General features: G+C 39.5%; 23 protein-coding genes. 16 read left to right on the top strand and 7 right to left on the bottom strand.

Features of this window, described 5'->3' with window-relative positions; translation table 11 throughout:
• Nucleotides 1-91: 91 nt before the first annotated feature.
• Both ciaR and ciaH read left to right on the top strand, forming a co-directional pair.
• Nucleotides 92-766: a two-component system response regulator CiaR gene (ciaR, locus tag JQ843_RS07795; protein WP_000590639.1), complete on the top strand. Its 675-nt coding sequence runs from the start codon at nt 92-94 to the stop codon at nt 764-766.
• Entirely contained in the window at nt 756-2,090 is a 1,335-nt protein-coding gene (gene ciaH / locus JQ843_RS07790; protein ID WP_084947592.1) for a two-component system sensor histidine kinase CiaH, read from the top strand. Before ciaR ends, ciaH begins: the two co-directional genes overlap by 11 nt.
• Nucleotides 2,091-2,123: 33 nt before the next feature.
• Here the strand turns inward: ciaH and JQ843_RS07785 are convergent, their stop codons facing one another.
• Entirely contained in the window at nt 2,124-2,411 is a 288-nt protein-coding gene (locus tag JQ843_RS07785) for a DUF3270 domain-containing protein (RefSeq protein ID WP_001145229.1), read from the bottom strand.
• 139 nt (nt 2,412-2,550) lie between these two features.
• Between JQ843_RS07785 and JQ843_RS07780 the strand changes: the two genes are divergently transcribed.
• The 7 genes from JQ843_RS07780 (at nt 2,551) to ezrA (ending at nt 12,372) form a co-directional block, all read left to right on the top strand.
• Entirely contained in the window at nt 2,551-3,480 is a 930-nt protein-coding gene (locus JQ843_RS07780; protein ID WP_203213334.1) for a peptidase U32 family protein, read from the top strand.
• 197 nt (nt 3,481-3,677) lie between these two features.
• Entirely contained in the window at nt 3,678-6,128 is a 2,451-nt protein-coding gene (locus JQ843_RS07775) for a bifunctional DnaQ family exonuclease/ATP-dependent helicase (RefSeq protein WP_203213333.1), read from the top strand.
• Between the two features lie 36 nt (nt 6,129-6,164).
• Entirely contained in the window at nt 6,165-7,388 is a 1,224-nt protein-coding gene (locus JQ843_RS07770) for an FtsW/RodA/SpoVE family cell cycle protein (RefSeq protein WP_203213332.1), read from the top strand.
• 10 nt (nt 7,389-7,398) lie between these two features.
• Complete coding sequence (locus tag JQ843_RS07765) at nt 7,399-7,953, top strand: DJ-1 family glyoxalase III (protein ID WP_203213331.1); 555 nt, start codon at nt 7,399-7,401, stop codon at nt 7,951-7,953.
• Nucleotides 7,954-8,038: 85 nt separating this feature from the next.
• The gene (locus JQ843_RS07760) at nt 8,039-8,602 is read left to right on the top strand and encodes an HAD family hydrolase (protein ID WP_192855392.1); all 564 of its coding nucleotides are present in this window, start codon (nt 8,039-8,041) and stop codon (nt 8,600-8,602) included.
• Nucleotides 8,603-8,616: 14 nt separating this feature from the next.
• Complete coding sequence (gyrB, locus tag JQ843_RS07755) at nt 8,617-10,563, top strand: DNA topoisomerase (ATP-hydrolyzing) subunit B (protein ID WP_061864016.1); 1,947 nt, start codon at nt 8,617-8,619, stop codon at nt 10,561-10,563.
• A gap of 81 nt (nt 10,564-10,644) precedes the next feature.
• Nucleotides 10,645-12,372: a septation ring formation regulator EzrA gene (ezrA, locus tag JQ843_RS07750; protein WP_203213330.1), complete on the top strand. Its 1,728-nt coding sequence runs from the start codon at nt 10,645-10,647 to the stop codon at nt 12,370-12,372.
• 47 nt (nt 12,373-12,419) lie between these two features.
• Here the strand turns inward: ezrA and JQ843_RS07745 are convergent, their stop codons facing one another.
• The 5 genes from JQ843_RS07745 to JQ843_RS07725 all read right to left on the bottom strand — a co-directional run bounded on the left by JQ843_RS07745 (nt 12,420) and on the right by JQ843_RS07725 (nt 16,847).
• The gene (locus tag JQ843_RS07745) at nt 12,420-13,052 is read right to left on the bottom strand and encodes a GNAT family N-acetyltransferase (protein ID WP_004256539.1); all 633 of its coding nucleotides are present in this window, start codon (nt 13,050-13,052) and stop codon (nt 12,420-12,422) included.
• Nucleotides 13,053-13,187: 135 nt separating this feature from the next.
• Nucleotides 13,188-13,487, bottom strand: coding sequence for a DUF1827 family protein (locus tag JQ843_RS07740; RefSeq protein ID WP_000767189.1), 300 nt, complete (start codon nt 13,485-13,487; stop codon nt 13,188-13,190).
• A 58-nt stretch (nt 13,488-13,545) separates the two neighbouring features.
• Nucleotides 13,546-13,998 carry an NUDIX hydrolase gene (locus JQ843_RS07735; RefSeq protein ID WP_203213329.1) on the bottom strand — a complete coding sequence of 151 codons (453 nt, stop codon included), beginning with the start codon at nt 13,996-13,998 and terminating at the stop codon, nt 13,546-13,548.
• Nucleotides 13,999-14,127: 129 nt separating this feature from the next.
• On the bottom strand, nt 14,128-16,386 hold the full coding sequence (locus JQ843_RS07730) for an ATP-dependent Clp protease ATP-binding subunit (RefSeq protein ID WP_203213328.1): 2,259 nt from the start codon (nt 16,384-16,386) through the stop codon (nt 14,128-14,130).
• A 230-nt stretch (nt 16,387-16,616) separates the two neighbouring features.
• Complete coding sequence (locus JQ843_RS07725) at nt 16,617-16,847, bottom strand: DUF1797 family protein (protein ID WP_000443570.1); 231 nt, start codon at nt 16,845-16,847, stop codon at nt 16,617-16,619.
• Nucleotides 16,848-17,037: 190 nt separating this feature from the next.
• On the opposite strand from JQ843_RS07725, the gene JQ843_RS07720 reads away from it, so the two are divergent.
• From JQ843_RS07720 to JQ843_RS07700, 5 genes are all read left to right on the top strand, one after another.
• A complete protein-coding gene (locus JQ843_RS07720; RefSeq protein ID WP_004256547.1) occupies nt 17,038-17,721 on the top strand; it encodes an amino acid ABC transporter permease in 684 nt (227 codons plus the stop codon).
• Complete coding sequence (locus tag JQ843_RS07715) at nt 17,721-18,455, top strand: amino acid ABC transporter ATP-binding protein (protein ID WP_203213327.1); 735 nt, start codon at nt 17,721-17,723, stop codon at nt 18,453-18,455. The genes JQ843_RS07720 and JQ843_RS07715 overlap by 1 nt, the downstream gene beginning before the upstream one ends.
• A gap of 175 nt (nt 18,456-18,630) precedes the next feature.
• The gene (locus tag JQ843_RS07710) at nt 18,631-19,488 is read left to right on the top strand and encodes a bifunctional methylenetetrahydrofolate dehydrogenase/methenyltetrahydrofolate cyclohydrolase (protein ID WP_203213326.1); all 858 of its coding nucleotides are present in this window, start codon (nt 18,631-18,633) and stop codon (nt 19,486-19,488) included.
• 137 nt (nt 19,489-19,625) lie between these two features.
• On the top strand, nt 19,626-20,447 hold the full coding sequence (locus JQ843_RS07705; protein ID WP_000601057.1) for a hypothetical protein: 822 nt from the start codon (nt 19,626-19,628) through the stop codon (nt 20,445-20,447).
• A gap of 14 nt (nt 20,448-20,461) precedes the next feature.
• Complete coding sequence (locus JQ843_RS07700; RefSeq protein ID WP_203213325.1) at nt 20,462-21,313, top strand: NAD(P)H-hydrate dehydratase; 852 nt, start codon at nt 20,462-20,464, stop codon at nt 21,311-21,313.
• Between the two features lie 24 nt (nt 21,314-21,337).
• On the opposite strand, the gene JQ843_RS07695 is transcribed toward JQ843_RS07700, so the two are convergent.
• Entirely contained in the window at nt 21,338-21,523 is a 186-nt protein-coding gene (locus tag JQ843_RS07695; RefSeq protein WP_001068557.1) for a hypothetical protein, read from the bottom strand.
• Nucleotides 21,524-21,754: 231 nt separating this feature from the next.
• Between JQ843_RS07695 and rpiA the strand changes: the two genes are divergently transcribed.
• Both rpiA and JQ843_RS07685 read left to right on the top strand, forming a co-directional pair.
• A complete protein-coding gene (rpiA, locus tag JQ843_RS07690) occupies nt 21,755-22,438 on the top strand; it encodes a ribose-5-phosphate isomerase RpiA (protein ID WP_203213324.1) in 684 nt (227 codons plus the stop codon).
• Between the two features lie 23 nt (nt 22,439-22,461).
• The gene (locus JQ843_RS07685; protein WP_020902944.1) at nt 22,462-23,673 is read left to right on the top strand and encodes a phosphopentomutase; all 1,212 of its coding nucleotides are present in this window, start codon (nt 22,462-22,464) and stop codon (nt 23,671-23,673) included.
• Nucleotide 23,674 lies beyond the last annotated feature (1 nt).

The following is a 23,674-nucleotide window of genomic DNA, read 5'->3' as shown; positions in this document are numbered from 1 at the left end:
AGAAAACTCAGCTATCTCATGTAAAATGCAGAGAGTTGAGTTTTTTTTAAGGCAAATTTGGTATAATGGTTTTAATAAGGAGGAGTTTCTCATGATAAAAATCTTATTGGTTGAGGATGACCTAGGCCTGTCAAATTCAGTATTTGACTTTTTAGACGATTTTGCGGATGTCATGCAGGTATTTGATGGAGAAGAAGGTCTCTACGAAGCTGAAAGTGGCGTCTATGACTTGATTTTGCTCGATTTAATGTTACCTGAAAAAAATGGCTTCCAAGTCTTGAAAGAATTGCGTGAAAAGGGGATTACGACTCCAGTTCTGATCATGACCGCCAAGGAAAGTTTGGATGACAAGGGACATGGATTTGAACTGGGAGCGGATGATTATCTGACCAAACCTTTCTACCTAGAAGAACTCAAAATGCGGATTCAAGCCCTTCTCAAACGTTCAGGTAAATTTAATGAAAACACCTTGACTTATGGAAATATTGTGGTTAATTTGTCAACTAATACCGTTAAAGTCGAAGATACTCCTGTCGAATTGTTGGGGAAAGAGTTCGATTTATTAGTTTATTTCCTTCAAAATCAAAATGTTATTTTGCCTAAGACTCAGATTTTTGATCGTCTATGGGGATTTGATAGTGATACAACGATTTCGGTTGTCGAAGTCTATGTTTCAAAAGTCCGTAAGAAATTAAAAGGAACCACTTTTGCAGAGAATTTGCAAACCTTGCGCAGTGTTGGGTATATTTTAAAAGATGTTCAGTAAACTAAAAAAAACATGGTATGCGGATGACTTTAGTTATTTTATCCGTAACTTTGGTGTATTCACTCTGATTTTCTCTACCATGACTCTGATTATTTTGCAGGTCATGCACTCGAGTCTCTATACTTCGGTGGATGATAAGCTTCATGGACTAAGTGAAAATCCTCAAGCAGTTATTCAGCTTGCTGTAAATAGGGCAACAGAAGAGATTAAAGATTTAGAGAATGCCGCTACAGATACTAGCAAGACTGAGATAAAACCCAATGTCAGTTCCAACACAGAAGTCATTCTTTTTGATAAGAATTTTACCCAGCTCCTTTCTGGAAATCGATTTTTGGGATTGGATAAGATTAAGTTAGAGAAGAAAGAACTAGGACATATCTATCAGATTCAGGTTTTTAATAGCTATGGACAAGAAGAAATCTATCGTATGATTTTGATGGAAACCAATATCAGTTCGGTTTCAACCAATATCAAGTATGCAGCTGTCTTGATTAATACCAGTCAGTTGGAGCAGGCTAGTCAAAAGCATGAGCAATTGATTGTGATTGTGATGGCTAGTTTCTGGATTTTGTCTTTACTTGCCAGTCTCTATCTAGCTAGGGTCAGTGTTCGGCCCCTGCTTGAGAGCATGCAGAAGCAACAGTCCTTTGTGGAAAATGCCAGTCATGAGTTACGAACTCCACTTGCAGTTTTGCAAAATCGTTTAGAGACCCTTTTTCGTAAGCCAGAAGCAACCATTATGGATGTGAGCGAAAGCATTGCGTCTAGTTTGGAAGAAGTCCGAAATATGCGTTTTTTGACGACAAACTTGCTGAACTTAGCTCGTAGAGATGATGGGATTAAGCCGGAACTTGCAGAAGTTCCAACCAGTTTTTTCAATACGACTTTCACAAACTATGAGATGATTGCTTCTGAAAATGACCGTGTCTTTCGTTTTGAAAATCGGATCCATCGAACGATTGTCACAGATCAACTTCTTTTGAAACAACTGATGACCATCCTATTTGATAATGCCATCAAATATACTGAGGAGGATGGTGAAATTGATTTTCTTATCTCAGCGACTGATCGTAATCTTTATTTGCTAGTTTCCGACAATGGAGTCGGTATTTCAGCAGAAGATAAGAAGAAAATATTTGACCGCTTTTATCGAGTGGATAAGGCTAGAACCCGTCAAAAAGGTGGTTTTGGGTTAGGATTATCCCTAGCCAAGCAAATTGTAGATGCCCTAAAAGGAACCATTACTGTTAAAGATAATAAACCAAAGGGAACAATCTTTGAAGTGAAGATTGCCATCCACACACCATCGAAAAAGAAAAAATAAAAATATCGCTCCAGATGGGGCGATATTTTGGATTTATCTTCTACGTTTTTGTTTGATGATAAAGCGCTGAACTTTTAAGACAAGTAAGCTGGATCCGATTGCTGCGGCAAAGGCAAGAGCAGGTGATAATTTTAATGCTAAAAAGATAAAACTAAAGATAGCAATACAGATACAAAAAACAGCGATATTAACAAAAAATAGGATTTCCTTGAGATTGGCATCAGACTGCGCTTCAGGTGTATAATCTTGATAGCGAGGAACCTGCTGGCTTAATTCTTCTTGATAGTCTACCTCATAGGATTGTAATTTTCTTACGGGCATTATTCTCTCCTTAACAGTACATACCTATTTTATCATTTTTTCAGCAGAGAATTATTACAGAAAGGTTACAATAAGAATAAAGTCCCTTTTCATTTTTAAAGAATGGCTGATTTTTGAGAAATATGGTATAATTTTTCTTATGGAAAAGATTATCATTACAGCAACTGCTGAAAGTATTGAACAAGTTGAACAACTACTCGAAGCTGACGTAGACCGTATCTATGTCGGTGAGAAAGATTTTGGCCTTCGTCTGCCAACAACCTTTAGTCATGACCAATTGCGTGAAATCGCTAAGCTGGTTCATGATGATGGTAAAGAATTGATCGTTGCGGTTAACGCCCTCATGCACCAAGATATGATGGATCGTATCAAGCCTTTCTTAGACTTTTTGGAAGAAATCAAGACAGACTACATTACGATTGGGGATGCAGGTGTCTTTTACGTAGTCAACCGCGATGGTTATTCCTTTAAGACCATCTACGATGCTTCAACCATGGTAACTAGCAGTCGCCAGATTAACTTCTGGGGACAAAAGGCTGGCGCATCTGAGGCTGTTTTGGCGCGTGAAATTCCATCTGCTGAACTCTTCAAAATGCCAGAGATTTTGGAAATTCCTGCTGAAGTTTTGGTTTACGGAGCTAGCGTTATTCACCATTCTAAGCGTCCTCTCTTGCAAAACTATTATAACTTTACACATATCGATGACGAAAAGACTCGCAAGCGTGACCTCTTCTTGGCTGAGCCAAGTGACCCAGAGAGCCACTATTCCATTTTTGAAGACAATCATGGTACCCATATCTTTGCCAATAACGACCTTGATTTGATGACAAAATTGACAGAATTGGTAGAGCATGGTTTCACTCACTGGAAACTAGAAGGGCTCTACACTCCTGGTCAGAACTTTGTTGAGATTGCAAAACTCTTTATTCAAGCGCGTAGCTTGATTCAAGAGGGTAACTTTAGCCATGACCAAGCCTTCTTGCTGGATGAAGAAGTGCGTAAACTTCACCCTAAAAACCGTTTCCTTGATACAGGATTTTATGACTACGATCCTGACATGGTTAAATAAAGTAAATGGATAGTTGAGAGAAGGAAGATGCAAACATTTCTTCTCTCAATTTTTCTTATTCTCCAATATTTTCAAAAAATAAGTAGGCTAGGATGCTCTGTTTACTGGGATTTTTAATACAAGTAACCTTCTTGAGTTTGAAAATTATCCCATGTTTGCAGGTGCCAAATAGCCCTTTTTTTGGTATAATTTTTATAATGAAAACGATTGGTAATCGCTATGTTGTGGTGGATTTAGAGGCAACTAGCACAGGTAGTAAGGCTAAAATTATCCAAGTGGGGATTGTTGTGATTGAGGACGGAAAAATCGTCGATCACTATACGACGGATGTCAATCCACATGAACCCTTGGATGCTCATATCAAAGAACTGACAGGATTGACAGACCAACGTCTGGCGCAAGCACCTGATTTTTCGCAAGTTGCTAGAAAAATCTTTGACTTGGTGGAGGATGGGATTTTTGTAGCACATAATGTTCAGTTTGATGCTAATCTCTTGGCGGAAAATTTATTTTTTGAAGGCTATGAACTAAGAAATCCTCGTGTTGACACGGTCGAATTGGCTCAGGTCTTTTTCCCTGAACTGGAAAAATATAGTTTGCCGATATTGTGTCGAGAATTAGGAATTCCTCTTAAACACGCTCACACAGCCCTTTCAGATGCACACGCTACCGCGGAATTACTCTTATTTCTACGGAAAAAGATGGCCCAGCTTCCTAAAGGACTCTTGGAACGCTTGCTGGAAATGGCTGACGCCCTCTTATATGAGTCCTACCTGGTTATTGAAGAAATTTATCGCGGCCAATCTATCCTTAGTTCTCCAGACTTGGTCGAAGTTCAAGGACTGTATTTCAAGAAAACTGGAGCTCCCCTGGAGCCACGAAAACTATCCCAAGATTTTTCTAAAAACATTTCTCTATTGAACCTTGAAGTGAGGGAGGAACAAGAAAGTTTTGCTAAAGAGGTTGGCTTGCTATTGAAAGATGAGCCTGTCTCTCTGATTCAAGCTCCGACAGGGATTGGTAAAACTTATGGATATCTCTTACCTGCTTTGTCCCAAGTGGAAAATCGTCAGATTGTCCTTAGCGTTCCGACAAAGATTCTTCAAAATCAAATCATGGAAGAAGAAGGTAAACGTCTCAAGGAAGTGTTCCATATAGATATTCATAGTTTAAAGGGACCACACAATTATCTGAAGTTGGATGCCTTTTATCGTTCCTTGCAGGAAAATGATGAAAATCGCTTATTTAGACGCTTTAAAATGCAACTCTTGATCTGGCTGACTGAGACAGAGACAGGAGATTTGGATGAAATCGGGCAACTATACCGTTACCAACATTTTCTAACAGATCTTCGTCATGACGGGAATTTATCATCTCAGAGCTTATTTGTGACGGAAGATTTTTGGAAACGTAGTCAAGAAAGGGCACAAACCTGCAAGCTTTTAGTGACCAATCATGCCTATCTTGTAACCAGACTTGAAGATAATCCTGAATTTGTCAGCGACCGTTTATTGATTATTGATGAAGTTCAAAAGATTTTGTTAGCTCTAGAAAATCTGCTTCAAGAGACCTACGATATCCAGTCTATTATCGATTTGCTTGATAAGGCTTTACTGGAGGAGCAAAATAAGGTTCAGCAACGAATACTAGAAAGTATTCGCTTTGAGTGCCTTTACTTGATTGAACAATTTCAGTCTGGAAAATCTAGGAAAAATATCTTGGATTCTCTGACCAATCTCCATCAGTATTTTTCAGAATTAGAGGTAGAAGGCTTTGAGGAGCTGGTTCGCTATTTTACAGCTGACAGAGATTACTGGCTTGAAGCAATTGAAACGAGTCAAAAGAAAATTCAGATTTCTTCTACAAAATCAGGCCGTATTCTTCTATCTTCTTTAATACCTAATTCATGTCAAGTCTTGGGAGTGTCGGCTACTCTTGAGATTAGTCAGAGGGTTTCTTTGGCAGATCTTTTAGGCTACCCTGAAGCCAAATTTGTCAAGATTGAAGCTCGGGGAAAACAGGATCAAGAAGTGGTCTTGGTCAAGGATTTTCCCTTGGTAACAGAAACCTCCTTAGAAGTCTACGCCAAAGAGGTAGCTGATTTGCTGATGGATGTTCAAGATTTCCAGCAACCGATTTTAGTTCTCTTTACTGCTAAAGACATGCTTCTAGCAGTATCGGATTTACTTCCAGTTAGCCACTTGGCCCAGTATAAAAATGGGGATGTTCATCAGCTTAAGAAACGCTTTGAAAAAGGTGAACAACAAATCCTGCTAGGTGCAGCAAGTTTCTGGGAGGGAGTTGATTTTTCAAGTCATCCTTTTGTGATTCAAGTTGTACCAAGACTTCCTTTCCAAAATCCTCAAGAGCCCTTGACGAAAAAGATTAATCAAGAACTGAATCAAGAAGGAAAAAATGCCTTTTATGATTATCAGTTGCCCATGGCCATTATTCGATTAAAACAGGCTTTGGGAAGAAGTATGAGACGCGAACACCAACGTTCCTTAACTCTCATTTTGGATAGGAGAATTGTCGGAAAGCGATATGGCAAACAAATAGTAGCATCTCTAGCAAAAGAAGCGACAGTTAAAACCGTCTCTCAATCCGAAGTTGATGAGACTATTGATGAATTTTTAAATGAGCTTTGATAAATAGTATAGTATGAAAGTATAAGGTTAGTATATATGAAACGTTCTCTCGACTCTAGAGTCGATTATAGTTTGCTCTTGCCAGTATTTTTTCTACTGGTTATTGGCGTAGTGGCTATCTACATAGCCGTTAGTCATGATTATCCAAACAATATTCTGCCCATTTTAGGGCAGCAGGTCGCCTGGATTGCCTTGGGGCTTGTGATTGGTTTTATCGTCATGCTCTTTAATACAGAATTTCTTTGGAAGGTGACCCCCTTTCTATATATTTTAGGCTTGGGACTTATGGTTTTGCCGATTGTCTTTTATAATCCAAGTTTAGTTGCATCCACGGGTGCCAAAAACTGGGTATCGGTAAATGGTATCACCTTGTTCCAGCCGTCAGAATTTATGAAGATATCCTATATCCTCATGTTGGCCCGTGTCATTGTCCAGTTCACAAAAAATCATAAGGAATGGAGACGCACAGTTCCACTGGACTTTTTATTAATTTTTTGGATGATTCTCTTTACCATTCCAGTCCTAGTTCTTTTGGCACTTCAAAGTGACTTGGGGACTGCCTTGGTTTTTGTGGCTATTTTCTCAGGAATCGTTTTATTATCAGGGGTTTCTTGGAAAATTATTATCCCAGTATTTGTGACTGCTGTAACAGGAATTGCTGGTTTTCTAGCCATCTTTATCAGTAAGGACGGTCGTGCTTTTCTTCATCAACTGGGAATGCCGACCTATCAAATCAACCGTATTTTGGCTTGGCTTAATCCATTTGACTTTGCCCAAACAACCACTTACCAGCAGGCTCAAGGGCAAATCGCGATTGGGAGTGGTGGCTTATTTGGTCAAGGGTTTAATGCTTCTAATTTGCTTATTCCAGTTAGAGAGTCGGATATGATTTTCACGGTCATTGCAGAAGATTTTGGCTTTATTGGCTCTGTTCTTGTTATTGCTCTTTATCTCATGCTGATTTACCGTATGTTGAAGATTACTCTTAAATCAAATAACCAGTTCTACACCTATATTTCCACAGGTTTGATTATGATGTTGCTCTTCCATATCTTTGAGAATATCGGTGCTGTTACTGGCTTGCTTCCCTTGACTGGGATTCCTTTGCCTTTCATTTCTCAAGGTGGATCGGCTATCATCAGTAACTTGATTGGTATTGGCTTGCTTTTATCGATGAGTTACCAGACAAACCTAGCTGAAGAAAAGAGCGGAAAAGTCCCATTCAAACGGAAAAAAGTTGTATTAAAACGAATCAAATAAGGAGAAAATCATGGTTAAAGTAGCAGTTATATTGGCTCAGGGATTTGAAGAAATTGAAGCTTTGACAGTTGTGGATGTTTTGCGTCGTGCTAATATTACTTGTGATATGGTAGGATTTGAAGAGCAAGTGACAGGTTCGCACGCAATCCAAGTAAGAGCAGATCGTGTCTTTGATGGTGATTTATCAGACTATGACATGATTGTTCTTCCTGGAGGGATGCCTGGTTCTGCACATTTACGGGATAATCAGGCCTTGATTCAAGAGTTGCAAAGCTTCGAGCAAGAGGGGAAGAAACTGGCAGCCATTTGTGCGGCACCAATTGCCCTCAATCAAGCAGGAGTTCTGAAAAACAAGCAGTACACTTGCTATGACGGCGTTCAAGAGCAAATTCTTGATGGTCAATACGTTAAGGAAACAGTAGTGGTAGATGGTCATTTGACAACCAGTCGAGGCCCCTCAACAGCCCTTGCCTTTGCCTACGAATTGGTGGAGCAATTAGGAGGAGACGCAGAGAGTTTACGAACAGGAATGCTCTATCGAGATGTCTTTGGTAAAAATCAGTAAAACGGGAGTCAAACTCTCGTTTTTTTATGTGGGAAACTCAGGGAAATCATCGCTTTTTTCATAAAAAAATGCTATAATGAAGGGTATGAAATATCACGATTACATCTGGGATTTAGGTGGAACTTTACTGGATAATTACGAAACTTCAACAGCTGCATTTGTTGAAACATTGGCATTGTATGGCATCACACAAGACCATGACAGTGTCTATCAGGCTTTAAAGGTTTCTACTGATTTTGCGATTGAGACATTCGCTCCCAACTTAGAGAATTTTTTAGAAAAGTACAAGGAAAATGAAGCTAGAGAACTTGAACACCCGATTTTATTTGATGGAGTTTCTGATTTATTGAAAGATATCTCCAATCAAGGTGGCCGTCATTTTTTGGTTTCTCATCGAAATGATCAGGTCTTGGAAATTTTAGAAAAAACCTCTATAGCAGCTTATTTTACAGAAGTGGTTACTTCTAACTCAGGCTTTAAGAGAAAACCAGATCCTGAGTCCATGATTTATTTAAGAGAAAAGTATCAGATTAACTCTGGTCTTGTAATTGGTGATCGACCGATTGATATCGAAGCCGGGCAAGCTGCAGGACTAGCTACCCACTTGTTTACCAGTATCGTGAATTTAAGACAAGTATTAGACATGTAAGAAAAAGGAATAAGATGACAGAAGAAATTAAAAATCTGCAGGCACAAGATTATGATGCCAGTCAAATTCAAGTTTTAGAGGGTTTAGAGGCTGTTCGTATGCGTCCAGGGATGTATATTGGGTCAACCTCAAAAGAAGGTCTTCACCATTTAGTCTGGGAAATTGTTGATAACTCAATTGACGAGGCCTTGGCAGGATTTGCTAGCCATATTCAAGTCTTTATTGAGCCAGATGATTCGATTACTGTTGTCGATGATGGGCGTGGTATCCCAGTCGATATTCAGGAAAAAACAGGTCGACCTGCCGTTGAGACTGTCTTTACTGTCCTTCACGCTGGAGGAAAGTTTGGCGGTGGCGGATACAAGGTCTCAGGTGGTCTTCATGGAGTGGGGTCATCAGTTGTTAATGCCCTTTCCACTCAATTAGATGTTCATGTCCACAAAAACGGTAAGATTCATTACCAAGAATACCGTCGTGGTCATGTTGTCGCAGACCTTGAGGTGGTTGGAGATACGGATAAAACGGGAACAACAGTTCACTTCACACCGGATCCAGAAATCTTTACTGAAACAACAACCTTTGATTTCGATAAATTAAATAAACGGATTCAAGAGTTGGCCTTTCTAAATCGCGGTCTTCAAATTTCAATTACAGATAAGCGTGAAGGTTTGGAACAAACCAAGCATTACCACTATGAAGGTGGGATTGCTAGTTACGTTGAATATATCAATGAGAACAAGGATGTAATCTTTGATACACCAATCTACACAGATGGTGAAATGGATGATATCACAGTCGAAGTAGCCATGCAGTACACAACGGGTTACCATGAAAATGTCATGAGTTTCGCTAATAATATTCATACCCATGAAGGTGGAACGCATGAACAAGGTTTCCGTACAGCCTTGACACGTGTTATCAACGATTATGCTCGTAAGAATAAGTTACTGAAAGACAATGAAGACAACTTAACAGGAGAAGATGTCCGTGAAGGACTAACTGCAGTTATCTCAGTTAAACACCCAAATCCACAGTTTGAAGGACAAACCAAAACCAAATTGGGGAATAGTGAAGTGGTCAAGATTACTAATCGCCTCTTCAGCGATGCCTTCTCTGATTTCCTCATGGAAAATCCACAGATTGCAAAACGTATTGTGGAAAAAGGGATTTTGGCTGCTAAGGCTCGTGTGGCTGCCAAGCGTGCGCGTGAAGTCACTCGTAAAAAATCTGGTTTGGAAATTTCCAACCTTCCAGGTAAACTAGCAGACTGTTCTTCTAATAATCCTGCTGAAACAGAACTCTTCATCGTCGAAGGAGACTCAGCTGGTGGATCAGCAAAATCTGGTCGTAACCGTGAATTTCAGGCAATTCTTCCAATCCGCGGTAAGATTTTGAACGTTGAAAAGGCAAGTATGGATAAGATTCTTGCTAACGAAGAAATTCGTAGTCTTTTCACAGCGATGGGAACAGGATTTGGTGCAGAATTTGATGTTTCAAAAGCTCGTTACCAAAAACTCGTTTTGATGACCGATGCCGATGTCGATGGTGCTCATATTCGTACCCTTCTTTTAACCTTGATTTATCGTTATATGAAACCAATTCTAGAAGCTGGTTATGTTTATATCGCCCAACCTCCAATTTATGGTGTCAAGGTTGGAAGCGAGATTAAAGAATATATCCAGCCAGGAGCAGACCAAGAAATTAAACTCCAAGAAGCCTTAGCCCGCCACAGTGAAGGTCGTACCAAACCAACTATTCAGAGGTATAAAGGTCTGGGTGAAATGGACGATCATCAGTTATGGGAAACAACAATGGATCCCGAGCATCGCTTGATGGCCAGAGTTTCTGTAGATGACGCAGCTGAGGCAGATAAAATCTTTGATATGTTGATGGGGGATCGAGTAGAGCCTCGTCGTGAATTTATCGAAGAAAATGCCGTCTATAGTACACTTGATGTCTAAAAAATCGGGAGAAGTAGTTCCCTTGGTCTAAAAAATATGATATAATCATTACGATTGTTTCAAGTTAAAAAGGAGTTTAATATGTCTGGTAGTCTAGTAGTATATCTTATAATTGCAATTGCAATTATATTGCTGATTTCATATGCTATAGCAATTTATGTACGGAAACGCAATGAAAGTAAATTAGCAATTTTAGAAGAGAAAAAAGAAGAGCTGTACAATCTTCCAGTTAATGATGAAGTTGAAGCTGTAAAAAATATGCACTTGATTGGACAAAGTCAAGTGACTTTCCGTGAATGGAACCAAAAATGGGTTGACCTATCTCTTAACTCTTTTGCCGATATCGAAAATAATCTTTTCGAGGCAGAAGGTTATAACAATTCATTCCGTTTTTTTAAGGCTAGTCATCAAATTGACCAAATCGAGAGCCAAATTACCTTGATTGAAGAAGATATTGCGGCAATTCGCAATGCCTTGGCAGATTTGGAGAAACAAGAATCTAAAAACAGCGGTCGTGTTCTTCATACCTTGGACTTGTTTGAAGAGTTGCAACACCGAGTGGCTGATCATTCTGAAGAATATGGCCAAGGTTTATCTGAAATCGAAAAACAATTGGAAAATATCCAATCAGAGTTTTCTCAGTTTGTTACTTTGAACACTTCAGGTGACCCAGTAGAAGCTGCTGTGATTTTGGATAATGCTGAAAATCATATCTTGGCTTTGAGTCACATTGTTGACCGCCTGCCAGCGATTGTAAAAACATTATCTAAAGAGCTACCTGATCAATTGGAAGATTTGGAGGATGGTTACCGTAAGCTTTTAGATGCTAACTATCATTTTGCTGAAACGGATATTGAATCTCGCTTCCAATTGCTTTATGAATCTTTGAAGAAAAACCACGAAAATATTGCACAATTAGAGTTGGATAATGCTGAGTATGAAAATACTCAAGTTCAAGAAGAAATCAATTCACTCTATGATATCTTTACACGAGAAATCGCTGCTCAAAAAGTAGTAGAAGGCTTAGTTGCAACTCTTCCTACATATTTGAAACACATGAAAGATAGTAATGCTGTTTTAGTGGAAGATATTCAACGATTGAGTAACAATTACCTACTATCTGAAACGGATGTTAGTCATGTTCATAGATTACAAGCTGAGTTAGAATCTTTAGAAGAATCTGTATTGGAACTAACTTCTGAACAAGAGGAACATTCTGAACCTTATTCATTCCTTGAAGAACGTTTGGAAAACTTACAAGCTACTTTGAAGGAAATTGAAGATGAACAAGTTGAGGTTAGTCAACGTCTTGCTCAGATTGAAAAAGATGATATCAATGCTCGCCAGAAGGCAAATGTTTATGTTAATCGTCTTCACACAATTAAGAGATATATGGAAAAACGCAATCTTCCAGGTATTCCTCAGAATTTCTTACAGTTGTTCTTTACAGCAAGTAACCATACTGAAGAGTTGATGGCTGAACTAGAAGAAGCTCGGGTCAATATAGAAGCTGTGAACCGGATGCTTGAAATTGCAACAAATGATATGGAAGCACTTGAAGAAGAAACATATAATATTGTTCAATATGCAACGTTGACAGAACAATTGCTACAGTATTCGAACCGTTATCGCTCATTTGATGAACGAATTCAAGAAGCTTTTAATGAATCATTAGAAATTTTTGAAAAAGAATTTGATTATCATGCTTCATTTGATAAGATTTCGCAAGCTTTGGAAGTTGCAGAACCAGGTGTAACCAACCGTTTTGTCACTTCATACGAAAAAACACGTGAGACGATTCGTTTCTAACATAATAAAAAAGATTTGGTTCTGTGATAAGCAGCACCAAATTTTTTTTATTTATTTATAGTTTTTAAAAATGCCCAGTTACCAATTGATTTTGACCCATATTCTAAGTCCATATGGTCCAGTAATACATAATCGTTTTTTTCGTAGAATGAGGTATTTCTAGCTGTACTAGTTATGAGTCCCAAGTGTTTACAGCCTTTTGATTTGACATAAGGTTCAATCCCTTGTGTCAGAAAAGTACTGCCTATTCCCCGCCCCTTACTTTCTATATTGACAGCTAAAGCCATCAAATACCAATCAAACTCCCCTGATTGTTCTAAATGCTTTTTGGAACGTTTTACAAAGTCAAAGTATTTAAGGAGATTTTGTGGTCGAATGTAGCGAAAAATGTTTGTTCCTCCATTTCGTAGATAGGATAGTATACAGAAATCTTTTTGTTGCAAAAGGGCGACTGCAAGTAAGTCTCCATCCTGTTCCGCAATTAAACAGTTTCCCTTCTTAATATAGACTCTAGTAAGCAGAATTTGCAACGTTTCTACAAAAGCAGGATAGGAGTCAGGTTTCTTCAAATCATCAGTTATAATCGTTAAAAAGGGATAGTCAAGAAAGGAATTGGCTAATAATTTTCCAATTTTTTCGCTTTCTTCAATTCTTGCCTCTCTATATATGATGTCTCCCATGTTTGTCTCCTTAATTATCTACAAAATCTTGTATGACAAGATTTTATAGATAAAAAATTGGAGATGATTTAAAAAGCTAAATAAACCTAATTTTGTTCCATAAGGTTCAAAGCACTTTCTAATCTCTCCAAGATTTTATTTGGTTGGAATCGAAATTCCAATTAATTTTTCTGAATAGAGGGTTTTGATATTGGCCTCATCAATAGAGTCCTTATCAATTTTACGTTTCAAGAAAAATTCTTGAATAGCTTCGATTTCAGGTTCTCGAATAGCGCGGTGTTTGTTTGAGATGAGGATTTCATAGTGAAGCGGAGCTTGGGTAAAAATAACATCTGTATTACCTGCAGAATAAACCTCAACAAGGGTTGCATCTGTACTTTCTAGCTGGCTTTTTACAAGTTGCGAGTGTGAGTTTGTCGTGTTGATTAGCTTCATAACATTTCCTCCGATTTTCTAATTCTATTATAGCACTTTTTGAATAAAGTAGCTTGATTTAGTCAATCTTATGCTGTTTTTTCCAAGATTGGATTGCCCATTTATGACTACCACGTTTGAGATTTTCAATAGCCTCGTCAATAGGGAACCAGGCAATATGATTAAAGTCCTCTAGTGGTTTTTGCACTTCTTTGAAAGAAGTCGCTTCATAGAGGTAGGCAGGATTGTAGTAGTAGGTGTCACGATGACGAGAGTAGAAATATTCGTCAGCTTGTCCGTAATAGGTACCAATTTCGGCTGTGAAGCCAAGCTCTTCAATCAATTCACGTTTTAGGGCTTCCTGATGGTTCTCACCAGCTTCAATTTCTCCACCTGGTAAGAACCAAGCTCCATTAGGTGCTTGAACTAAAACTATTTGCTTTTGTTCAGTATCAGGGATAACTGCATACACTCCATAGCGTGCAACATAGTCTGTATTCGCTTTTTTTTCTCCGAAAGTTGGGTTTGCCATTGAATTTTCCTCATTATCTAGTATCGTTATTATTATCATAATGGACAAAGGGCAAGCTGTCAAGAACTTATAGTTATTTTAGTAAAAAAGAGCAGAAAATTTTCATTTTCTACTCCTTTTCTATAGGATTTATTTATCTTTTTCAGAAGTTTTAACTTCAGCTTTTTTGGCAGATTTAATTTGAATGTTTCCCTTGCTAGTCATAACTGCTTTGAGATCTTTTTCGCTTGGATTTTCAAGGTAGTAGTCAGTGATTGCGTCCTCAATATAGTCTTGAATAGTACGACGAAGTGGGCGTGCTCCCATTTTTGGATCATAACCAAGATCAACCAATTTTTCCTTGACCTTGTCGGTTACATCCAAATGAATGTTGTTGCTAGAAAGACGTTTGTTAACATCTGCAAGCATAAGCTCAACAATCTGAAGGAGGTTATCTTTGCTGAGAGCCTTAAATTCAATAATGCCATCAAAACGGTTCATAAACTCTGGGCTAAAGAAGTTGCCGAGTTCACCGAGAACAGAGTTGGTACGTCCTTCTCTAGCAGCCCCAAATCCAACGCTGGCTTCTGCCTTACCTGTACCTGCATTTGAAGTCATGATGATGATGGCATCCTTGAAGCTAACGGTACGTCCTTGCCCATCTGTCAAACGACCATCGTCCAAGACCTGGAGGAACATATGCATAACATCTGGATGGGCTTTCTCTACTTCATCCAAGAGAATAAGAGAATACGGATTGCGGCGAACTTTTTCAGTTAATTGCCCAGCCTCATCGTAGCCAACATAACCTGGAGGGGCACCGACCAACTTAGCTACGCTGTGTTTTTCCATGTATTCGCTCATGTCAAAGCGAATCATGCTGTCAGCAGAACCAAAGAGTTCGATAGCTAGTTGTTTGGAAAGTTCTGTTTTACCGACACCAGTTGGTCCGACAAAGAGGAAGCTTCCGATTGGGCGGTTAGGGGTACCAAGTCCAACCCGATTACGTCGAATAGCCTTAGCTATCTTATCAACTGCATCGTCCTGTCCAATAACATGAGACTTGAGATCTTCGGCTAGATGGATAAGTTGAGATTGTTCTTTCTCTTTCAAATCGCCAACAGGGATATTGGTTTTCTGCTCGATAATGTGCTCAATGGTTTTCTCACTGATAATAGGAGTATCTTGGTCTGTGACCTTTTTCTTTTGCATTTCCTTATACTTGGCAATCTGGTCGCGGAAGTAGGCAGCCTTCTCAAAATCTTCCTCTCGTGTAGCTTGAGATTTTAGATTTTCAGCCTCAATCAAGCGCTGATCGATTACTTTAGGATCCACAAAATTCAAGGTCAAGTTCATTTTAGAACCAGCTTCATCTAGGAGGTCAATGGCCTTGTCAGGTAAGAAGCGATCTTGGATGTAACGATTGGAAAGAGTTGCAGCTGCTTCAATTGCAGCATCGGTATACTGAACGTGGTGGTAGTCTTCGTATTTCTTTTGAATGCCTTTGAGGATAGTGATTGTTTCTTCTACTGTTGGTTCATCGACCTTAACTGGTTGCATACGGCGCTCTAGGGCAGCATCTTTTTCAATGATACGGTACTCATTGAGGGTAGTAGCACCGACCAATTGCAGTTCTCCACGAGAAAGGGCTGGCTTGAGGATATTTCCTGCGTCCATATTACCATCGCCCGCAGAACCCGCACCGACAATTTCATGGATTTCATCGATAAAGAGGATGATGTCCTCACGTTTGCGAATTTCTTCCATGAGTTTTTGCATGCGTTCTTCAAATTGTCCACGGATACCCGTTCCTTGAACTAAGCTAACCACATCCAGACGGATGACTTGTTTTCCTTGTAGTTTATGGGGAACATCTCCATCAACTATTTTCTGAGCTAGACCTTCGACAACGGCAGTTTTTCCGACACCTGGTTCACCGATAAGAACAGGATTATTCTTGGTTCTGCGATTGAGAATTTCTATGACACGGATAATCTCATCGTCGCGCCCAATAACGGGGTCAATATCTCCACGACGGGCAATTTCAGTTACGTTGATACCAAATTCTTCCAGTAGGCCTTTTTCTTGGCTTGGTGGAGGAGTTTGAGCAGGTCCACGATTTTGGGAACCATAACCGCCATTTCCACCGTAACCTCCACCTGATTGGGTTGGGGGAGTCGGAGGAGTATTGTTAGAAGGCCTGAAATTGTTTAGGTCATTGAAGAAATCACCAAAGGGATCAAAGTCACGATTGTTCAGATCCGTAATACCTTTAAAGAGGCTATTGTTAGGATCTGTCTTGATAATCTTATAGCAGTTTTGACAGAGGTCAATTTGTTTTTGCTTTCCATTGAGATTGGTATAAAGATGAATCGTTGAGTCATTGATTTTACAGTTTTGACAAAGCATACATCTACCTCATTTCTTTATTTAGCCTGACCTGTTTAATGGTCAAAAATAGTCAAATTTCTATACTCTCATTATAACAGGATTGGGGTGTAAAGCAAGTAAAAAGATTGCAGCTTTGAGAAGTTGTTACAATGAAGAACTTTGTGGATTTGGACTATAAAAAAATCCTATTTGTGAGACAAAAAGGATTTTGGTTAGACATGCAGGGTGTAATCCCAGCTTGTTTTGTATTAGTAAAGAAGTTCGTAAATTTCCATTGCAATCAAGTCAATGCTATCAAACGTATAAGTTTCGCGAGCTTCGACATCACGAAGGGTAAAGATTGAGCCGTTTTCTTCGTCGTGACTGTATGCAACTTCTGCAACAACAACTCCTTCGCGTTCAAAATTACGTTTTAAATTTCCGCCGTCTTTTGCCATTGCTTCAAGGCGGTTGATGATTCTAACCAAATGTGATTCCATTTTGATTCTCCTTCATTTCTTATCGTTACTATTTTACCATAAAGGAGGCCAACTTGCCTAGAAAAAACTAAGATTTCTCGCTAATTCTACTAGCTTAAAGTTTTTTTGAATAAATTAGACAAAAGATTTGAATTTTAATTCAATTGATGTTATAATCATACAGTATTCTATTTTAGAAAGCAGTGTGACTATGAATTTTTCTTTTTTACCTAAGTATTTACCTTATTTTAACTATGGGGCTGTTGTGACGGTTCTCATTTCTATCTGTGTTGTCTTTTTGGGAACTATTTTGGGTGTTGTCTTGGCTTTTGGGCAACGTTCAAAGTTTAAACCGCTTGTTTGGCTAGCCAACTTGTACGTTTGGATTTTCCGCGGGACGCCAATGATGGTTCAGATTATGATTGCCTTTGCTCTTATGCATATCAATGCTCCGACTATTCAGGTTGGGATTTTAGGTGTTGACCTTTCTCGTCTGATTCCAGGGATTTTGATTATTTCTATGAACAGTGGTGCTTATGTTTCTGAGACTGTTCGGGCTGGGATTAATGCGGTTCCTAAGGGGCAGTTAGAGGCGGCCTATTCTTTAGGGATTCGTCCTAAAAATGCGATGCGCTATGTGATTTTGCCACAAGCTATCAAAAATATTTTGCCAGCATTGGGGAACGAATTTATCACTATTATCAAGGATAGTTCCCTCTTATCAGCTATCGGTGTTATGGAGTTGTGGAATGGAGCTACAACAGTTTCTACAACAACCTATCTACCTTTAACACCACTTTTATTTGCAGCCTTTTACTACTTGATTATGACCTCTATTTTGACAGTAGCCTTGAAAGCTTTTGAAAAACGAATGGAACAAGGAGATAAAAAATAATGACAGAGACCTTGATAAAAATTGAAAATTTACATAAATCTTTTGGAAAGAATGAAGTATTGAAGGGCATCAACCTCGAGATTAAAAGAGGAGAAGTTGTTGTTATCATCGGTCCTTCAGGGAGCGGGAAATCTACCTTGCTTCGCTCTATGAATTTGTTGGAAGAAGCAACCAAGGGGAAGGTTATCTTTGAGGGAGTCGATATTACGGACAAGAAGAATGACCTGTTTGCCATGCGTGAGAAGATGGGCATGGTTTTCCAACAATTTAATCTCTTTCCTAATATGACTGTGATGGAAAATATCATCTTGTCACCTATCAAGACCAAAGGTGAGAGCAAGGCTGTTGCTGAGAAGAGAGCCCAAGAGCTTTTGGAAAAAGTTGGTTTGCCAGATAAGGCAACTGCTTATCCACAGAGTTTGTCAGGTGGCCAGCAACAGCGGATTGCCATTGCGCGTGGTTTGGCAATGGAACCAGATGTTTTACTCTTTGACGAGCCGACTTCAGCCCTGGACCCTGAAATGGTAGGTGAAGTGCTGGCGGTTATGCAAGACCTAGCCAAGTCAGGAATGACCATGGTTATCGTAACTCATGAAATGGGATTTGCGCGTGAGGTTGCAGATCGTGTCATCTTTATGGCAGACGGTGTGGTTGTTGAAGACGGAACACCTGAAAAGATTTTTGAACAAACCCAAGAACAACGGACTAAGGACTTCTTAAGTAAGGTTTTATAAATTAGCTTTGTGGAGTTATTCGTAGTAAACTTTATATAAAATATAGATTAGTGAAAAGCTCGATTAGAGCTTTTTCTTATAGTTTACAACTATAGGCTTTCCTAGGAAAGAAGTGTTAGAGGGGATTAGCAGTTTTTGGTATAATGGAAGATATTTGAAAGAAAAGAGAAGTGATATGACACAGATTATTGATGGGAAGGCTCTAGCAGCTAAGTTACAAGGACAGCTGGCTGAAAAGACTGGAAGATTAAAGGAAGACACAGGGCTAGTACCTGGTTTGGTAGTGATTTTGGTTGGGGACAACCCTGCCAGCCAAGTCTATGTTCGCAACAAGGAGAGGTCAGCCCTTGCGGCTGGTTTTTGTAGTGAAGTTGTGCGAGTTCCAGAAACCATTACTCAAGCGGAATTGTTAGACTTGATTGCCAAATATAATCAAGATTCAGCTTGGCATGGGATTTTGGTTCAGTTACCTTTACCCAAACATATCGATGAAGAAGCGGTTTTGTTGGCCATTGATCCTGAAAAGGATGTAGATGGTTTCCATCCCCTAAACATGGGGCGTCTTTGGTCTGGTCATCCAGTCATGATTCCTTCTACACCTGCAGGAATTATGGAAATGTTTCATGAATATGGGATTGACTTGGAAGGTAAAAATGCGGTTGTCATCGGTCGTTCCAATATCGTCGGAAAACCCATGGCTCAGCTTCTTTTGGCCAAGAATGCAACAGTGACATTGACTCACTCACGCACCCATAATCTTGCTAAGGTGGCTGCTAAAGCAGATATTCTGGTGGTCGCAATCGGTCGTGCCAAGTTTGTGACTGCTGACTTTGTCAAACCAGGTGCGGTAGTCATTGACGTTGGGATGAATCGTGATGAAAATGGTAAGCTCTGTGGGGATGTGGATTATGAGGCAGTTGCCCCACTTGCTAGCTATATTACGCCAGTTCCTGGAGGTGTCGGTCCTATGACCATTACTATGCTGATGGAACAAACCTATCAGGCAGCACTTCGGACGCTGGAGAGAAAATAAGAGAAACATTCGCTGAAGAGAGTGTATTTTCAATAGCTATATCTGAAATGACAGAAATGAATCTTAAATTTTAGATATAAGATTATAAAAGGAGGTTTGCACCTCCTTTTTGTTGTATAATGGAGTGAGGTGATTAGATGATTTTAAAAATTTATAATGGGGAGTATAGTTTACAATGGGATGGAATATACTACTTAGCACTAATTGATTATCCAAATATTCAAGAGTGGGAATTAGAAAAAATTGCTAAATTTATAGCTTACGAAAAACTTCATAAACGTCAAACAAGTATTGAGTGTGCTGATTCTTGTTTAAAAAAAGAAATTTTAGATTACATCTGTCAGCATCCCTTTCTGCCACCATTTACCCCTACAGATAAAAGAGTAGCCTCGACTTATGATCTACATAAGAGGTTAGTGACTTCAGACTACTGTAGTCATACTACGACTATAGATGCAGCGATTTCTATCTTTAAAACAGGTCAGCTCTTATCTGCTGTGAAAGCCTTTGGGCGAGATGCTGAGGAGTTGGTTTTGGATAGTAGAAATGCTGCATCGGATCCGATAGATTATTTTGACTATGTCATGTTAGGGTGGTCAAATACAAGTTCTGGTTATCGATTAGCGATGGAGCGTTTATTAGGTCGAGCTCCTTCAGAGAAAGAATTACAAGACAAGTTTATTCCTGGAGTGAGTTTTCATTTTATCTATACAGATTTGATTAAAGTTACTGGTTATATTTTTGATGGCTACCATGTTGCAAAAATTAAGGACATGTTGAATTTATTTAGTGAGTTGTATATTTGCATTATTCCAACTCATAATAAGAGCCAATTTGAAAATATTATTCCAACTAAAATACAAGATAGGGTGCATTATCTTGACTATGCTGGAGAAGACTTAGAAGAGTGGACTAAGAAAGTCTATCAAGTTGTTTTAAAACAATCAGATAAAGGATAGTTGAGGAAAAAACTATGAAAGTGATTGATCAAACCTTACTAGAAAAAGTCATTATTGAGCGTTCTCGTACCAGTCATAAAGGAGACTACGGTCGTCTGCTGTTGCTGGGTGGGACCTATCCTTATGGTGGTGCTATTATCATGGCTGCTTTGGCAGCTGTAAAAAGCGGTGCAGGATTGGTGACCGTTGGAACGGATAGGGAAAATATCCCTGCTCTGCACAGCCATTTACCTGAGGCTATGGCCTTTTCTCTGCAAGACCAGCAATTGTTACAAGAGCAATTGGAGAAGGCAGAAGTTGTCTTGCTGGGGCCTGGTTTACGAGATGATGTTTTTGGAGAAGATTTAGTAAAACAGGTCTTTGCTAGCTTAAGACAGAATCAGATTTTGATTGTAGATGGAGGTGCTTTGACTATTCTTGCTAGGACAAGTTTGTCATTTCCGTCTAACCAGCTTATCCTAACTCCCCACCAAAAAGAATGGGAAAAGCTGTCTGGTATTGCTATTGAAAATCAAAGCGAAGCTGCAACGGCTAGTGCCCTGACTTCCTTTTCTCAAGGAACAATTTTGGTGGAGAAAGGTCCAGCTACTCGTATTTGGCAGGTTGGCCAGTCTGATTATTACCAGTTACAAGTTGGCGGTCCCTATCAGGCGACTGGTGGTATGGGAGATACACTAGCTGGGATGATTGCAGGATTTGTAGGCCAATTTCGACAGGTCAGTGTCTACGAACGTGTGGCAGTAGCAACCCATCTTCATTCAGCCATAGCCCAAGAACTATCTCAAGAACATTATGTGGTCTTGCCGACGGAAATTAGCTCTTACCTTCCCAAAATAATGAAAAAAATATCTCAAAAAGGCACCTGATGGTTTCAGGCGCCTTTATATCTTTTAGAAAAATCCTTTAATCTTTCCAACGAGGCCATCTAGACCTTCAGAACCAGAAATCAACTGCTGAGCTTGAGAGAAGTATTCTCCAAGTTGGTCTTGATTTTCTGCAACAAATGTTTTTGCAGCTTCGAAATCTTTTGTTTCGATTAATTCTTTTACTTGGTTAAACAAATCTAATGGGTTCATCTTATTTCTCCTTTTCTGTACTTAACTATTTAATCATCTTTATGATAAAAAATCAACTGTTGCTGCTTTTGGCTAGGACATGTTTTTATCTACAAGTTCTCATAACTAAGATTCTAACTACCAAAACAAGGTGGACATAAAAATAAAAATGTTCGGGTTTTTCTAGTGTATCCATGAAATAAAAAAGGATACATGTTATAATAAAAGTAGCTCTTTAATGGAGGTGTTTGAGTGGAAAATCTGAAGAAAATGGCAGGTATCAAGGCTGCTGAGTTTGTCAAGGATGGGATGGTTGTCGGACTGGGAACGGGTTCTACTGCCTATTATTTTGTCGAAGAAATCGGTCGTCGTATCAAGGAAGAAGGGTTACAGATTACAGCTGTAACGACTTCTAGTGTGACTAGTAAACAGGCTGAAGGGCTTAATATCCCACTCAAGTCTATTGACCAAGTAGACTTCGTCGATGTGACAGTTGACGGGGCCGATGAAGTGGATAGTCAGTTTAATGGAATCAAAGGTGGTGGTGGTGCCCTTCTCATGGAGAAGGTTGTCGCAACGCCTTCAAAAGAATACTTTTGGGTGGTGGATGAAAGCAAGCTAGTAGACAAACTAGGTGCTTTTAAATTGCCAGTAGAAGTGGTTCAGTATGGCGCAGAACAGGTCTTTCGCCGTTTTGAGCGAGCTGGCTACAAGCCAAGCTTCCGTCAAAAAGATGGCCAACGTTTTGTGACGGATATGCAGAATTTTATCATTGACCTTGCCTTGGATGTCATCGAAGATCCAATTGCCTTCGGGCAAGAATTGGACCATATCGTTGGTGTTGTAGAGCATGGCTTATTCAACCAAATGGTGGATAAGGTCATCGTAGCTGGACGAGATGGGATTCAGATTTTAACTTCAACAAAAGCAAGATAACTAAAATAATAAGGAGATACACTATGTCAAAATTTAATCGTATTCACTTGGTGGTACTAGATTCTGTAGGAATCGGTGCTGCACCAGATGCTAATAACTTTGTCAATGCAGGGGTTCCAGATGGAGCTTCTGACACATTAGGGCATATTTCCAAAACAGTTGGTTTGAATGTGCCAAACATGGCTAAAATCGGTCTAGGAAATATTCCTCGTGAAACTCCTCTGAAGACTGTTCCAGCTGAAAGCAATCCAACGGGTTATGCAACAAAATTGGAAGAAGTATCCCTTGGTAAGGATACTATGACTGGTCACTGGGAAATCATGGGACTCAATATTACCGAGCCTTTCGATACTTTCTGGAACGGATTCCCAGAAGAAATCTTGACAAAAATTGAAGAATTTTCAGGACGTAAGGTTATTCGTGAAGCTAATAAACCTTACTCAGGAACAGCTGTTATCGATGATTTTGGACCACGTCAAATGGAAACTGGGGAGTTGATTATCTATACTTCAGCTGACCCTGTTTTGCAAATTGCTGCCCACGAAGACATCATTCCTCTGGATGAATTGTACCGTATCTGTGAGTACGCTCGTTCGATTACCCTTGAGCGTCCTGCCCTTCTTGGTCGCATCATTGCCCGTCCATATGTTGGTGAGCCAGGTAACTTCACTCGTACAGCAAACCGTCGTGACTTGGCAGTATCTCCATTTGCACCGACTGTTTTGGATAAATTGAATGAGGCTGGTATCGATACTTACGCTGTTGGTAAAATCAACGATATCTTTAACGGTGCTGGTATCAACCACGACATGGGCCATAACAAGTCAAATAGCCACGGAATTGATACACTGTTGAAGACTATGGGCCTTGCTGAGTTTGAAAAAGGATTCTCATTCACAAACTTGGTGGACTTTGATGCCCTATACGGCCACCGTCGTAATGCTCATGGCTACCGTGATTGCTTGCATGAGTTTGATGAACGCTTACCTGAAATTATCGCAGCCATGAGAGAGAATGATCTTCTTTTGATTACTGCTGACCATGGAAATGACCCAACCTATGCAGGAACAGACCACACTCGTGAATATATTCCACTTTTGGCTTACAGCCCTGCCTTTAAAGGCAATGGTGTTATTCCAGTAGGACATTTTGCAGATATCTCAGCGACTATTGCCGATAACTTTGGTGTTGAAACTGCCATGATTGGGGAAAGTTTCTTAGATAAATTGGTATAAG

Source organism: Streptococcus mitis, assembly GCF_905187495.1.
GTDB classification, from domain to species: domain Bacteria; phylum Bacillota; class Bacilli; order Lactobacillales; family Streptococcaceae; genus Streptococcus; species Streptococcus mitis_CU.
Note: the sequence above shows the minus strand (reverse complement) of the source record. Positions and strands in the feature narration are given on the sequence as shown.